This window comes from Shimia litoralis, assembly GCF_005518135.1.
Lineage (GTDB): Bacteria > Pseudomonadota > Alphaproteobacteria > Rhodobacterales > Rhodobacteraceae > Shimia_E > Shimia_E litoralis.
The window spans coordinates 207,905-221,039 of record NZ_SULI01000001.1 but is presented as its reverse complement, the minus strand read 5'-3'; the positions used below and the strand labels follow the sequence as shown (position 1 = coordinate 221,039).

Here is a 13,135-nt window from a genome sequence, read left to right as displayed (position 1 = left end):
CCGGCGTTTTTTCTTGTGTCAGAATACGTCGTAACCGTCGTAAACTGGAATACTTCAGCTATTCAAACCGCGGCCCTTAAGCAAGGCCGAGACCCCGGGGAGGCGTCCGCGAAACGCCTTGTATAGGTCTTCTGGATCTTGCGAGCCTCCGGTTGACAGGATGCAGTGCTCGAGCGCCTTTGCAAGCTTGGGGTCAAACGCACTCCCTGCCTCTTCGAAGGCAGAAAACGCATCTGCATCCATCACCTCGGACCACATGTAGCTATAGTAGCCGGACGCATACCCATCCCCGGAAAAGACATGTGCAAAATGCGGCGTGGCATGGCGCATGGTGATCGCAGACGGCATGCCAATGACTTGCAACACCTCAGCTTGCGCGGCCATCGGGTCAGTGGGTACCTTGCCTTGATGAAAGGCCAGATCCACAAGCGCCGAGGACACATATTCAACGGTCTGAAACCCCATATCAAAATTGGCAGCCCCAAGAACCCTATCCAGCAGTGCCTTAGGCATCGTCTCGCCCGTATGAGCATGCGTTGCAAATTTCTCCAATACCTCTGGCACATCCAGCCAGTGCTCGTAGAGCTGTGAAGGAAGTTCAACGAAATCACGCGCAACCGACGTGCCCGAGACGGATTCATACGTCACATTCGACAGCATTTGATGCAAGGCATGGCCAAATTCGTGGAACAGCGTGCGCGCATCATCATATGACAATAGGGCCGGATCCCCCTTGGCAAAGTTACAAACATTTATCACGACAGGCGCTTGGTCATGCGGGAACTTGGCTTGCGCACGCATTGCCGAACACCACGCACCAGACCGTTTTGACCCGCGTGCAAAGTAATCTCCGATAAACACCGCGACGTGCGCTCCATCGCGTGTGACCTCCCAAGCGCGGCAATCCGGATGATACAGCGGCACATCCAATTCCCTGAACTCTAGCCCGAACAAGCGGGTCGCACAGTCAAACGACGCCTCGATCATGCGATCCAACTGAAAATACGGTTTGATAGCGGCTTCATCCAAATCGTGTTCGGCAACCCGACGTTTTTGCGCATAATAGCGCCAATCCCACGGTTCCAGATCCCCGTTGATGCCATCCGCATGCATCATCTTGGTCAAGACATCCGCATCACTCAGCGCGGCAGCTTTGGCAGGTTCCCAAACATCCATCAACAGATCATGAACCGCGTCCGGCGTTTTGGCCATTTCGGTTTCAAGCTTATAGGCCGCAAAAGATGCGTATCCCAGAAGATTGGCCCGCTCTTGGCGCAACTCAAGAATTTCAGCGGCAATTGCGCGATTGTCAGTGGCGCCACCGTTTGCGCCTCGGGCAGCCCACGCCGCAAACGCAATTTCACGCAGGTCACGCCTTGCAGAAAACTGAAGGAACGGGGTGATGATCGAGCGCGACAGGGTCACAACCGGGCCTTGCACCCCTTTTTCGACCCCGGCAGCCCGCGCCGCATCAATCAAAAACTCTGGCAGCCCGTGCAAATCGTCATCCTGCAGTTCCATGAACCAATCGCGTTCGTCGGCCAGCAAGTTCTGGGTAAACTGCGTGCCCAACACGGCCAAGCGCGATTTGATGTCTTTCATACGCGTATCTTCATCGCCGTCTAATGCGGCCCCGCCTCTGACAAACCCACGGTGGGTCAACATCAACACACGGGCCTGCTCTGGGCTGAGGTCAAGCGTATCGCGCGCGTCCCAAACATGTGCCACACGCGCAAACAGTGCCTTGTTCGATGAAATTTCTGCGCCGTGCGCCGCCAGCTTTGGCGAGAACATGCGCTGAAGCTCTTCGCGTTTGGGGGTGCTATCGGCACCTGCCAACGTGAAAAAGACCGACAGCACCTTGTCCAACGCCGCGCCCGAGGCCTCTAGAGCTTCGATGGTGTTGGCAAACGTCGGTGCTTGGGGATTGTCCGCGATAGATGCAATTTCAGCCTGATGTGCCTGCAAGGCCGTTTCAAAGGCAGGTGCGAAATCATCATCCGAAATTGTATCGAACGGGGCCAGTTGAAACGGGGATGTCCATTCAGACAAAAGAGGGTTGGTCATGCGGCGACTCCTTGTTTGAAGGGCACTCTACGCAGTCCGCATGAGCGCCGCAATCAAGGGCGCCTTCATTTCCAGATTACGTTTGAGACGGCTCAGGTTTACGCTGTGTCTGGCGCATTCGCCCCACACACAGGACAATCCTCGCGTGGCTTAAGCCCAAATTTCCGGCTTTCGCCATAGAGGGCATCAAAAATGAACATTTCTGAACGCAGGGCATGACCCGCCCCAGTGATGACCTTGATCGCCTCGACTGCCATCATCGTTCCGATGACACCTGGCAATGGCCCGATCACCCCCGCTTCGGAACAACTTGGCGCCAACCCATCTGCAGGTGCCTCGGGAAACACACATTGATAACAGGGGGTTCCGTTCGCAGGGTCAAATACACTTAGCTGACCTTCCCACTGTGACAACGCCCCAGAGATGAGCGGTTTTCGGTGTGCGGCGCAGACACGGTTCACCAGATACCGTGTGTCAAAGTTATCTGTGCCGTCCAAAACCAAATCAAACTCGGCGACCAGTTGATCGGCATCTTTTGCCTCTAGCCGTCGGTGAAAAGGGCGTACCGTGACATATGGGTTTTGCGCCTTCATTGCGTTCATGGCTGAGACGACTTTGGGCGTTCCGATCGCATCATCGGTATGGATCACCTGACGCTGCAGATTAGAGTTTTCCACGACGTCATCGTCGATAATACCGATTGTCCCCACACCAGATGCGGCGAGATACAACAACGCGGGCGAGCCCAACCCGCCAGCACCAACCACCAGAACCTTGGATTCTTTCAGCTTTTTCTGCCCTAGCCCCCCGATTTCGCGCAGAACAATGTGGCGGGCATAGCGATTCAGCTCGGTCTCGGAAAACAGCTCCGGCTGCGCAACCGGGATCTCGGGCGCAACACGTCTGCGCAACCATCGCAACCCCGCCCGATAGACCAAAAAGATCACAAAGCTCGCGCCGATCATCAACCACAAAACGGGGCTTTGGCCTGTCGCCATGCGCAACGAATGCCCTGCCGGAAGCGTCAGGTTGATCAGCAAAACAGCCAGATATAAAATCCCGATCATGCTCCAGCGTGCAGATGCCGGTGCCTTCATCACCGCGCCGATGCCATAAATCGCAACCGCCATCACCAATACCAGCAGCATCAGTTTACCCCCGTCGAGCCAAAACCACCCTCGCCGCGCGCGGTTTGGCCAAGATCGCCCTGCACCCCAAACGTTGCTTGCACGACAGGCGCAACAACGAGCTGTGCGATCCGCGCACCATGGGCCACGTGAAACGGGGTATCGCCCAAATTCAGCAGGATAACCCCCAAAGGTCCGCGGTAATCGCTATCAATCGTGCCGGGGCTGTTGGGAATGCTGATCCCATGTTTAAGCGCAAGGCCGGATCGTGGGCGCACTTGCACCTCAAACCCATGTGGAATTTCAATCGCCAGCCCTGTCGGGATCAAAGCCCGCGCACCGGGCTGTAAAAGTACCCCCGCGCGATCATCAGGAGCAAAATTGGCACGCACATCCGCGCCTGCTGCACCTGTGGTTTCATAGGACGGCAAGGCGACGGATTGATCCGCACGATCAAGCCACTTTACTTTGATGGACAGCACTCCGCGTTCCCCTTGTCGTCTGGACGGGCCAAGTTATGCGCCGACGCCTAGTGCAATGCCGCAGCAATGCGTTCAGCAAGTTTATGCGCCACGGCCTCTTTTCCCATGCGAGGCCAGCTTTCGGCGCCTGCGTCCGAAATCACAGTCACGGCGTTTTCACTGCCGCCCATGATACCGGTTTCCGGGCTGACATCATTGGCCACGATCCAATCACAGCCTTTGCGCAACCGCTTGGCTGTCGCATGGGCAATCACATCGTCCGTTTCAGCGGCAAACCCGACCACCAGCTCGGGCCGACCTGTTTTCATTTGACTTACGGTGGCCAGAATATCGGGGTTTTCCGCAAACTCGAGCGTCGGGATTGCGCCGTTTTGTTTCTTGATCTTGCTGTCAGAGACCGACGTGACCCGCCAATCAGCAACCGCTGCGGCAAATATGGCCACATTGACCGGCAACACGGCCTTAACCGCAGAGAGCATCTCGGCCGCAGTTTGCACCTCAACAATATGCACCCCTTGCGGGCGTTCTGCATCGGCAGGGCCTGTCACAAAAACCACATCCGCGCCCTGTACCGCCAATGCGCGGGCGATGGCACTGCCTTGTGATCCAGACGAGCGATTGGCGATATAACGTACCGGATCAATGGGTTCATGCGTGGGGCCGGAGGTCACCAGAATGCGCTGTCCAGACAAGGGGCCATCAGCCAACATGCCTTCAATCGCCGACACAATTTCAAGAGGTTCCGCCATCCGGCCCGGACCGTATTCTCCGCAGGCCATGTCACCTTCGTTGGGTCCGACGAATCCAATGCCATCGCCACGCAGGGTTTTGATATTGCGCTGCGTCGCAGGATGTTCCCACATACGCACATTCATTGCAGGGGCCACCAGAACCGGGGTGTCCGTCGCCATCAATAGCGTTGAGGCCAGATCATTGGCATGCCCATGCGCCATCTTGGCCATCAAATCCGCCGTCGCAGGCGCGACCACCACCAAATCTGCGGAACGTGACAGCTGAATGTGCCCCATCTCGGCTTCGTCGGTCAGGTCGAACAGATCGCGATACACCTTTTCGCCCGCCAATGCCGACACCGACAGAGGCGTCACAAACTCGCCCCCGGCATTGGTCAGGATCGGTGTGACCCACGCGCCGCGTTTGCGCAGTTGGCGGATCAAATCCAGTGATTTATAGGCAGCAATCCCGCCCCCGATAATCAATAGAATGCGTTTGTCTGTCAGCATCTTGGCGTCCGTTTGCAACTCTTGGCCCAACACTATGCCTTGATTGAACCAGAGACAAGCAGGCCTAGTTTTTCTTGAACGCCAAACAGGGATCTTCGCGCATCGCCTCAGGGCTCAGGATATAGTGATCATGGTTGATATCCCCGTCAGGGCGGGATTCAAGTTGCGCGATGCTGACCGTGTGCAGGACCGGATCCATCAGGGCCGGCGCCCCCCAATCCGTGCGTGCATGCCCATTGCCCGTGATCACAACCACGGGTCCACCTGTTTCAAAAAATGCATCCATCGCCGCCTTGGCCAAGCTTGCATCGCGCATGCGTTGCACCAACACCATCGGCGCCAGCATCTCTTTGGGCAAGGCATCGCAATGGGCTGCGAACTGTGCGTCTTCGCGTAGCGTTTGCTGTTCTTTTGGCAATGCGGATGTCAGGCCGAAAATCTCTGCATCAAGGCCAAAGCTGGCGGTGATATCCCCAGTTTTTATCAATGCACGAGCTGCGTCACGTGTGACTTGTGCCCCATAGATTTCCGCATACGGTGCGGCCTTGATAATCGGATAATACATATCGAAATCAGGCCATCCGCTATTATCCCAATCCAACGCGGCCCGAAGCGCGCGCGGGTCTTCCCGTAACGCGGGGGTTATCGTGGAAGATTGCGCTGCGGTCAGCATTTCAAACACAATTGCAGAAGGTTCGATCAGCGCCACGGCCTCGGCCTGACGTTCATGGTGATAGGGATTGTCGTGAAGTTCACCCAAGAAAAACACATCAGTTTTAAAAAAACTGGAAATATCCGACACCGTAATCTCCTCAGCAATGGCTGGGGTGACACACATACAAAGCGAAACAATCAAACGTATCATAAGCGCCTTTTTGAACCCGAATAGCATCGGGTTCAAGCGTCCAAATGGCATTGGAAATAGGTCGTCCAAAGATCGTAAGCGCCTAGCCTATAGTCGATCTCGTGTACGCCTCTTGAAACAGACACCGGACAGAGCTACGCACTATAGATCAATGGATTCAAACGCGGGCAAAGCTCATGCTTCCAAAATTAACGTTTGTGCTTGGCGGGGCCTCTTCTGGAAAATCTGCGTTTGCAGAAAACCTCGTCATGCAATCAGGCGCGCCGCGGGTGTACATCGCCACGTCGCAAGCATTTGACGACGAAATGACCGCCAAGATCGATGCGCATATCCTTGCACGCGGACCAGATTGGCACACCATTGAGGCCCCGACCGATGCGTCAGCGGCGTTGGCACAGGTCGAAACAGGCCAGATCGTGTTGTTCGATTGTGCAACCATGTGGCTGAGCAATCAAATGCTAGCTCAAGCCGATATCGCGACAGAAACCCAATCTCTTGTGGCCGCCCTTCGCGCCTGTAAAGGGCGTGTGGTCATTGTCTCGAACGAGGTCGGCATGGGGGTGGTGCCCGACAACTCACTGGCCCGACAGTTTCGCGACGCCCAAGGCAAGCTGAACCAACATCTGGCCGGTATCTCTGATCTCGCGGTATTTGTAGTGGCGGGCCAACCTCTTGTCTTGAAAGGCACCCTCGGATGAGTAGGATATTTCTGGTCCGGCATGGCCCCACGCACGCGAAATCTATGGTGGGATGGTCTGACATTCCGGCCGATCTTTCGGACACCGCAGCCCTTGCGCGCCTGTCTGATTTTTTACCCGAAAACGCCGTCGTGATCAGCTCGGACTTGTGCCGCGCGGTGGATACCGCCAGCGCAATTCAAGGCAGGCGTACGCGACTGCCGCATGATCCGGACTTGCGCGAAATACATTTTGGCGATTGGGAACTAAAGAGGTTCGCCGAGGCCGAGGCGATGGACCCGGCCCGTATCCGCGCGTTTTGGGAAACCCCTGGTGACTCGACACCGCCGAATGGCGAAAGCTGGAACCAAGTATGCGCGCGCGTAGATACCGCAGTGGATCGCGTCATGGCCGCACACGCGGATCGTGACGTGATCGTGGTTGCCCATTTTGGCGCCATTTTGACCCAGATTGCACGGGCGGAAAACCTCGATGGCTCTGCCGCGTTTTCCCATAAGATCGATAATCTTTCGGTCACGACACTTCTGACTCAACCGACATGGTCCGCGCAGCAAATCAATCACAACCCGTGATGGACCTTGCAAAAATATTTCATTTTTCGATCAATGCAAACCTCGCTAGGCTGTTTGCATGACCTATTCTCTTTTGCTCGGCGATTACGCCTATTCATCGTGGTCCCTGCGTGGCTGGCTGTTATTTGAACGGTTCAACATTCCGTTCAAAACCCACATGCTCGACTTTTCCAAAGCCTCGGTTGCCGCCCAACTGGCCGCCTTTTCGCCTGCGCGCACCGTTCCGACCGTTCAGACACCCGAAGGGGCAATTGTCTCGGAATCATTGGCCATCGCCGAAGAACTGGCCACCCGTCATCCCGAGGCCGGACATTGGCCGACATCCCCGCTAGAACGCGCCACCGCCCGCAACCTGACGGCGGAAATGCATGCAGGGTTCATGGCGCTGCGCGCGGCATGCCCGATGAATTTGCGCACCGCCTACATCAACACATCCCCGTCAGAGGACGTCCTTACGGACATCGCGCGGCTCGAAACGCTTTGGGATCACGCGCGCGCAATTCGAACAACCAAGGGGCCTTGGCTATTGGGTCAATATAGTATCGCAGATGCCTTTTACGCGCCTGTCGCCGCCCGTATCGCAGGCTATGATCTTCCTGTCTCTGCGGCATCCAAAGCCTATGTGCAAACCCATCTTGCGGACCCGGCATTCCGCAGGTGGCGCGCGATGGGCCTCGTGTCTGGTGCGACGCTGGAACGCTATGCACAAACATATGACACACGACCATGGCCCGGCCCCGCACCGTTGCCCGCTGCAGCCGTGGGCGGGACTGATTCTGAAAATGAGGCGTGTCCATATTCCGGCGCATCCGTCACGCATGTGCTTGAAATCGACGGGCGCCGCATTGGATTTTGCAATGCGTTCTGTCGTGACAAAACCGTCGCAGATCCCGAGGCGTGGCCCGCATTTATGAGTTTGCTCAACGCATAGCGGTCCCATTTACTTTTCGCTAACCATGTCTGGATATCGTGTCCGTCATCCCTTGACGAAAGACATCCGACATGGTGGCGCGCGCCTATTCCGTTGCATTTGAAGGCGTCGACGCCCATCTCGTCGAAGTGCAATGCGCGGTGTCCGCAGGCCTACCGGCATTTTCAATTGTCGGTCTTCCTGACAAGGCGGTATCCGAAGCCCGCGAACGCGTCAGGGCCGCCCTGAATGCCATGGCAATTGCCCTTCCCTCCAAGCGTATCACGATTAACCTGTCTCCTGCGGATTTACCCAAAGAAGGCAGCCACTTTGACCTTCCAATTGCGCTTGCCTTATTGGCGGCCATCGACGTGCTGCCTCCGGACTCCATAGAAGGCACCGTGTCACTGGGCGAGCTGTCTTTGGACGGCACCTTGGTTCCCGTGATTGGCGCGCTGCCCGCCGCAGTATTGGCAGCAGAAGAACAACGCACGTTGCTATGCCCGCGCGCCTCTGGTCCCGAGGCCGCATGGGTCGGAGATGCACAGGTGTTTGGGCTCGGATGCCTTGCTGACGTCGTGCGTCATTACACTGGGCAATCGCCGCTTGCACCTTGCGAGCCAGGCGAAGTCATCGCAGATTCCGGTCAATTGGATCTGCGTGATGTCAGAGGACAAGAAAGGGCCAAACGCGCCTTGGAAATCGCCGCCGCCGGTCGGCACCATTTTCTGATGACGGGCGCACCGGGATCTGGAAAATCCATGTTGGCCGCACGGCTTGCGGGTATATTGCCGCCACTAACCCCATTGGAAGCCCTTGAAACATCTATGATTCATTCGATTTCCGGCTTGTTGGATCAGGGCGGCATTTCCAGACGCCCGCCATTTCGCGAACCCCACCACACAGCGAGCATGGCCGCAATCGTCGGCGGTGGCCGGCGCGCCCAACCGGGCGAGATCAGTCTTGCCCATAACGGCGTTCTGTTTCTGGATGAACTCCCTGAATTCTCGCGTGCGGTGCTTGAAACGCTTCGGCAACCTCTTGAAACTGGCAAAGTCATGGTGGCACGCGCAAACGCACATGTGTCTTATCCCTCGCGGTTCATGCTCATTGCGGCGGCGAACCCGTGCAAGTGCGGCCACCTGTATGACCCTGCACGTGCATGTTCTCGCGCACCAAACTGTGGTGAAGACTACTTGGGGCGCATTTCAGGCCCAATGATCGACCGTTTGGATTTGCGAATTGACGTACCTCCAGTGGACATCCGCGACCTTGATCTTGAAAAAAGCGGTGATACCTCGGCGACCGTGGCCAAACGTGTGGCCGCAGCCCGCGAGCGCCAAAAACAGCGATTTGCGACAGTCTCAAACCAGACCATGAATGCCACAGCGCATCACGACGCGCTTGACCAAACCGCCGCCCCTGATCCTGAAGGCCGCACATTTTTACTGAGGGTCGCAGAAAAGTTCGGCCTCTCCGCACGTGGATATCACCGTGTCTTGCGGGTCGCGCGCACAATCGCCGATCTTGATGCAAGTGACGACGTGCGCAAACCCCATATCGCCGAGGCGGTCAGTTATCGCCTCGGGCCGCTCGCCAAAGAGGTATAGCTATCCCTCTTTGCGTCGTTCAATGGCCTGCCAGATTTTCTCTGCGATATTCACGCCATCGAACCGCTCGAGTTCCTGAATGCCTGTCGGCGAGGTCACGTTGATTTCTGTGAGATAATCACCAATCACGTCGATCCCCACAAACACTTGCCCTTTTTCCTTGAGCAATGGGCCAATTGCGGCGCAGATTTCCTTGTCACGCGCGCTCAGGCCGACTTTTTCAGGGCGCCCTCCGACATGCATATTGCTCCGGGTTTCGCCCTTGGCAGGAACACGGTTGATCGCGCCGACGGGTTCGCCGTCCACCAAAATTACGCGTTTGTCGCCATTGCTAACGTCAGGAAGGAACTTTTGCACAATCAGCGGCTCGCGGCTGAATCCGGTGAAAAGCTCGTGCAGTGACGTCAAATTCCGATCATTGGCATCCAGACGGAACACGCCCGCACCACCGTTCCCATAGAGCGGCTTAAGAATGACGTCTTCATGCTTGGCCTTAAACGCCTTGATGGTTTCAAGGTCACGGGCAATTGTGGTTGGCGGCGTCAGGTCCGGAAAATCCAGAACCAACAATTTTTCAGGATAGTTGCGCACCCAAAACGGATCATTCACCACCAAAGTGCCCGGCATCAACCGATCCAACAAATGTGTCGACGTAATATAATGCATGTCGAACGGCGGATCTTGCCGCAGCCAAACCACATCGAAATCAGCCAGATCAACATGGGTGACAGGCCCCAAGTCCACATGATTACCTTGCTCGCGGCGTACCGTCATCGATTGCCCGCGCGCTGTGATGCGACCCTCTTCATAGGCCAGCATATCAGGTGAGTAATAAAACAACTCGTGGCCTCGTGCCTGCGCTTCTTCGGCAAGGCGAAAGGAACTGTCGGCATTGATATCAACAGATGTGATCGGGTCCATTTGAAACGCAATTTTCATGGGCAGTCCTCTGAATAGCTTGCCCATTACATGGCCCAAGCCGCGCGCCCTTGCAATGCCCCGTCAGAATGCGTTGTCCAGAATTTGAATTTCACCTGTTGCGTTCACTAAGGCCACATCGAACCGACATTCGGTCAATTCGCCATGCGGTTCCTGCACCAAAAAGGCCGCAGCACCTAACTGAATGCGCTGAATTTGGCGGGCGCCAAGACTTTGCGCGGCGCGTTCAAAAGACGCAGATTTTTTCACCTCGATGAACACAACGACGTCCCCATCGCGTACCACAAGATCAATTTCCGCATCCGCGCTTCGCCACCGCCGCGCCGCCACGACGCAGCCATGACGAACATAGTGCCGCTCCACGCTCTGTTCTGCTGCGGCCCCCGAGAGGTAGGCCCGTTTACCGCGATCACGGCGCACAGGGCTGGGCGTACAGGGCTGGGCGTACAGGGCTGCGCCAGCGGATTCAGTTGCATAGGATTTGTCTCTATCGCTATTTCGCAGAGAGTTTTAGCGCCAGACTATAAATTTTCCGTTTATTCACACCGTATGCTTTGGCCACACTATCGGCGGCATCACGCACCGACATGTTTTCAAGCGCGGTCTCAAGCGCAGTTTCAATATCACCCTCGTCAACGGCTTCGCTGCCTGCGCGATCAATCAGCACGACCACCTCGCCTTTGAGTGCCGCGCCGCCGATGTCTTCGGCCAAACTCTCGAGGGTGCCGCGCTTGATTTCTTCGAATTTCTTGGTGAGCTCACGACAGACCACTGCGTCGCGCGTCCCCCCAAGAACGCGCGCGGCGTCCTTGAGCATCTCGCCGGTCCGGCGCGGAGATTCGTAAAACACCAGTGTCCCCGGCACGTCCCGCACCGCCTCAAGCGCAGTGCGACGCGCCCCTTTGGCATTGGGCAAAAAACCCGCAAAGAAAAACGCATCCGTGGGCAAGCCCGCCAGTGTCAGCGCGGTGATGATGGCCGATGGTCCGGGTGCCGAGGTCACCTGATACCCTGCGGCCGCCGCATCTTTGGCCAGATGATATCCCGGATCGGCAATCAACGGCGTGCCTGCCTCAGACGCATAGGCCACCGATTTCCCCGCTGCCAGAAAGCCAATAAGCTTTTCGCGCGCCTTGGCACCGGAATGGTCATGATAGGCCAAAACAGGCCGATCCCCCAACGGAACCCCATGAATTTCCAGCAACCGGCGCATGGACCGCGTGTCTTCTGCTGCAATAACGTCGGCGCTGGCCAAAACGTCCAACGCACGCAACGTGATGTCTCTGGCAGTCCCAATGGGTGTGGCGACAAAGTACAACCCTGACTGTAATCTATGGATTTGATGATTCAAAGCTGGACCCGCATCTTGTGTCGTTTATGATCTTCCCCAACCGGTCGGGGGACGCCAAAGCGGTGCACCCTCTCCGCCCAGTATGCAAGGAATTTCGATGTTGGCCCGTTTTATCTCTACGCGACGTTTTCTGAAAGGGGCTGTTGCGGCCCTTGCCCTATTGGGGCTGTCTGCCTGTGAACCCGGTGTCGGGGGTGGGCCATCTATTGACACCAGCAAACCGATCCCCGTTGCGCTGTTGATCCCCAAAGGATCCAGCAGATCGGGGGATGCCGTTCTGGCGCAAAGCCTTGAAAATGCAGCACGTCTTGCCATTGCCGACCTAAGTGGCGTCAGCATCGATTTGCGCGTGTATGCCACGGCTGCCGACGCCGGAACCGCACAGCAAGCCGCCATCAAAGCGGTCGATGAGGGCGCGAAAATTATTCTGGGTCCTGTCTTTGCAGAAGCCGCCAACGCCGTAGGCGTCGGGGTTGCCAGCAAAGGTGTCAATGTCCTGTCGTTCTCAAACAACACCACCATTGCAGGCGGAAACGTCTTTGTTTTGGGGCCAACGTTTTCCAACACGGCGTCGCGTCTTGTGGATTACGCGACCAAACACGGCAAAAGCAACTTCATGATCGCGCATGCCAATAACGTCTCGGGCCAGCAAGGAAACAGCGCCATCAGCGCCGCGATCAACAACTCATTTGCGACCAATGCCGGCTCTGTCAGCTATGAGTTTTCGCAACAAGGTGTGGTGAACGCAGTCCGCAAAATCACGACGACGGCTGCAGATACAAAACCTGACGCATTGTTCCTCACGGCGGATACCTCGGGGGCGTTGCCGCTGTTTTCGCAGCTTTTGCCAGAAGCAGGCATGAGCCCGCTGACCACGCAGTTCATCGGCCTGACGCGTTGGGATATCCCTGCGCAAACGCTTGCACTGCCAGGTGTGCAGGGCGGCTGGTTTGCAATGCCAGACCCAAGTCTGAGCCAAAAATTCCAAACCCGCTATGCACAGGCTTATGGTGGACTGCCCCATCCGATTGGCGGATTGGCGTATGACGGCATTGCGGCGATCGGCGCACTGGCCAAAGCAGGAAAATCCAATGCATTAACCGGCAGTGCCCTGACACAAAGTGCAGGGTTTCAGGGCGTGAACGGAATTTTCCGGCTGCGCTCGGATGGTACAAATGAACGCGGGCTGGCTGTGGCCACAATCCGCGATAAGAAAGTGGTAATCATTGACCCTGCCCCAACACGTTTCGGCAGCGCCGGCCTCTAAGCCAAC

The 13,135-nt window shown here is 56.6% G+C and carries 13 protein-coding genes; 5 read left to right on the top strand and 8 right to left on the bottom strand.

Features of this window, described 5'->3' with window-relative positions:
• Nucleotides 1–54 precede the first annotated feature (54 nt).
• From FAP39_RS01020 to FAP39_RS01000, 5 genes are all read right to left on the bottom strand, one after another.
• Complete coding sequence (locus tag FAP39_RS01020; RefSeq protein ID WP_138014502.1) at nt 55–2,067, bottom strand: M3 family metallopeptidase; 2,013 nt, start codon at nt 2,065–2,067, stop codon at nt 55–57.
• 98 nt (nt 2,068–2,165) lie between these two features.
• On the bottom strand, nt 2,166–3,215 hold the full coding sequence (locus FAP39_RS01015) for a HesA/MoeB/ThiF family protein (RefSeq protein ID WP_138014501.1): 1,050 nt from the start codon (nt 3,213–3,215) through the stop codon (nt 2,166–2,168).
• Nucleotides 3,215–3,676, bottom strand: a complete 462-nt coding sequence (gene dut, locus FAP39_RS01010; RefSeq protein ID WP_138014500.1) for a dUTP diphosphatase — start codon at nt 3,674–3,676, stop codon at nt 3,215–3,217. Before dut ends, FAP39_RS01015 begins: the two co-directional genes overlap by 1 nt.
• Before the next feature lie 47 nt (nt 3,677–3,723).
• Nucleotides 3,724–4,917 (bottom strand): bifunctional phosphopantothenoylcysteine decarboxylase/phosphopantothenate--cysteine ligase CoaBC, encoded by a 1,194-nt coding sequence (coaBC, locus tag FAP39_RS01005; RefSeq protein ID WP_138014499.1) that lies wholly within the window; start codon nt 4,915–4,917, stop codon nt 3,724–3,726.
• 64 nt (nt 4,918–4,981) lie between these two features.
• Entirely contained in the window at nt 4,982–5,719 is a 738-nt protein-coding gene (locus FAP39_RS01000; protein ID WP_246058892.1) for a ChaN family lipoprotein, read from the bottom strand.
• Between the two features lie 239 nt (nt 5,720–5,958).
• Between FAP39_RS01000 and cobU the strand changes: the two genes are divergently transcribed.
• The 4 genes from cobU (at nt 5,959) to FAP39_RS00980 (ending at nt 9,572) form a co-directional block, all read left to right on the top strand.
• On the top strand, nt 5,959–6,480 hold the full coding sequence (gene cobU, locus FAP39_RS00995; protein WP_138014498.1) for a bifunctional adenosylcobinamide kinase/adenosylcobinamide-phosphate guanylyltransferase: 522 nt from the start codon (nt 5,959–5,961) through the stop codon (nt 6,478–6,480).
• Nucleotides 6,477–7,052, top strand: a complete 576-nt coding sequence (locus FAP39_RS00990; RefSeq protein ID WP_138014497.1) for a histidine phosphatase family protein — start codon at nt 6,477–6,479, stop codon at nt 7,050–7,052. The genes cobU and FAP39_RS00990 overlap by 4 nt, the downstream gene beginning before the upstream one ends.
• Before the next feature lie 58 nt (nt 7,053–7,110).
• Nucleotides 7,111–7,983: a glutathione S-transferase gene (locus tag FAP39_RS00985; protein ID WP_138014496.1), complete on the top strand. Its 873-nt coding sequence runs from the start codon at nt 7,111–7,113 to the stop codon at nt 7,981–7,983.
• Between the two features lie 71 nt (nt 7,984–8,054).
• Entirely contained in the window at nt 8,055–9,572 is a 1,518-nt protein-coding gene (locus FAP39_RS00980) for a YifB family Mg chelatase-like AAA ATPase (RefSeq protein WP_138014495.1), read from the top strand.
• Here the strand turns inward: FAP39_RS00980 and gshB are convergent, their stop codons facing one another.
• The 3 genes from gshB to rsmI all read right to left on the bottom strand — a co-directional run bounded on the left by gshB (nt 9,573) and on the right by rsmI (nt 11,862).
• Nucleotides 9,573–10,511 carry a glutathione synthase gene (gene gshB / locus FAP39_RS00975; protein WP_138014494.1) on the bottom strand — a complete coding sequence of 313 codons (939 nt, stop codon included), beginning with the start codon at nt 10,509–10,511 and terminating at the stop codon, nt 9,573–9,575. It lies immediately after the preceding gene.
• Nucleotides 10,512–10,574: 63 nt separating this feature from the next.
• Nucleotides 10,575–10,931, bottom strand: a complete 357-nt coding sequence (locus tag FAP39_RS00970; protein WP_138014493.1) for a YraN family protein — start codon at nt 10,929–10,931, stop codon at nt 10,575–10,577.
• Nucleotides 10,932–11,004: 73 nt separating this feature from the next.
• Nucleotides 11,005–11,862: a 16S rRNA (cytidine(1402)-2'-O)-methyltransferase gene (gene rsmI, locus FAP39_RS00965; protein ID WP_138014492.1), complete on the bottom strand. Its 858-nt coding sequence runs from the start codon at nt 11,860–11,862 to the stop codon at nt 11,005–11,007.
• Nucleotides 11,863–11,959: 97 nt separating this feature from the next.
• Here rsmI and FAP39_RS00960 point away from each other — a divergent pair, with 97 nt between their 5' ends.
• The gene (locus FAP39_RS00960) at nt 11,960–13,129 is read left to right on the top strand and encodes a penicillin-binding protein activator (RefSeq protein ID WP_138014491.1); all 1,170 of its coding nucleotides are present in this window, start codon (nt 11,960–11,962) and stop codon (nt 13,127–13,129) included.
• Nucleotides 13,130–13,135 lie beyond the last annotated feature (6 nt).

Excerpts from the sequence above, each read along its gene's own strand:
- FAP39_RS01020 (WP_138014502.1), bottom strand. The coding sequence starts at position 2,067 with ATGACCAACCCTCTTTTGTCTGAATGGACATCCCCGTTTCAACTGGCC.
- FAP39_RS01015 (WP_138014501.1), bottom strand. The coding sequence starts at position 3,215 with ATGCTGCTGGTATTGGTGATGGCGGTTGCGATTTATGGCATCGGCGCG.
- coaBC (WP_138014499.1), bottom strand. The coding sequence starts at position 4,917 with ATGCTGACAGACAAACGCATTCTATTGATTATCGGGGGCGGGATTGCT.
- cobU (WP_138014498.1), top strand. The coding sequence starts at position 5,959 with ATGCTTCCAAAATTAACGTTTGTGCTTGGCGGGGCCTCTTCTGGAAAA.
- FAP39_RS00990 (WP_138014497.1), top strand. The coding sequence starts at position 6,477 with ATGAGTAGGATATTTCTGGTCCGGCATGGCCCCACGCACGCGAAATCT.
- FAP39_RS00985 (WP_138014496.1), top strand. The coding sequence starts at position 7,111 with ATGACCTATTCTCTTTTGCTCGGCGATTACGCCTATTCATCGTGGTCC.
- FAP39_RS00980 (WP_138014495.1), top strand. The coding sequence starts at position 8,055 with ATGGTGGCGCGCGCCTATTCCGTTGCATTTGAAGGCGTCGACGCCCAT.
- gshB (WP_138014494.1), bottom strand. The coding sequence starts at position 10,511 with ATGAAAATTGCGTTTCAAATGGACCCGATCACATCTGTTGATATCAAT.
- FAP39_RS00960 (WP_138014491.1), top strand. The coding sequence starts at position 11,960 with ATGTTGGCCCGTTTTATCTCTACGCGACGTTTTCTGAAAGGGGCTGTT.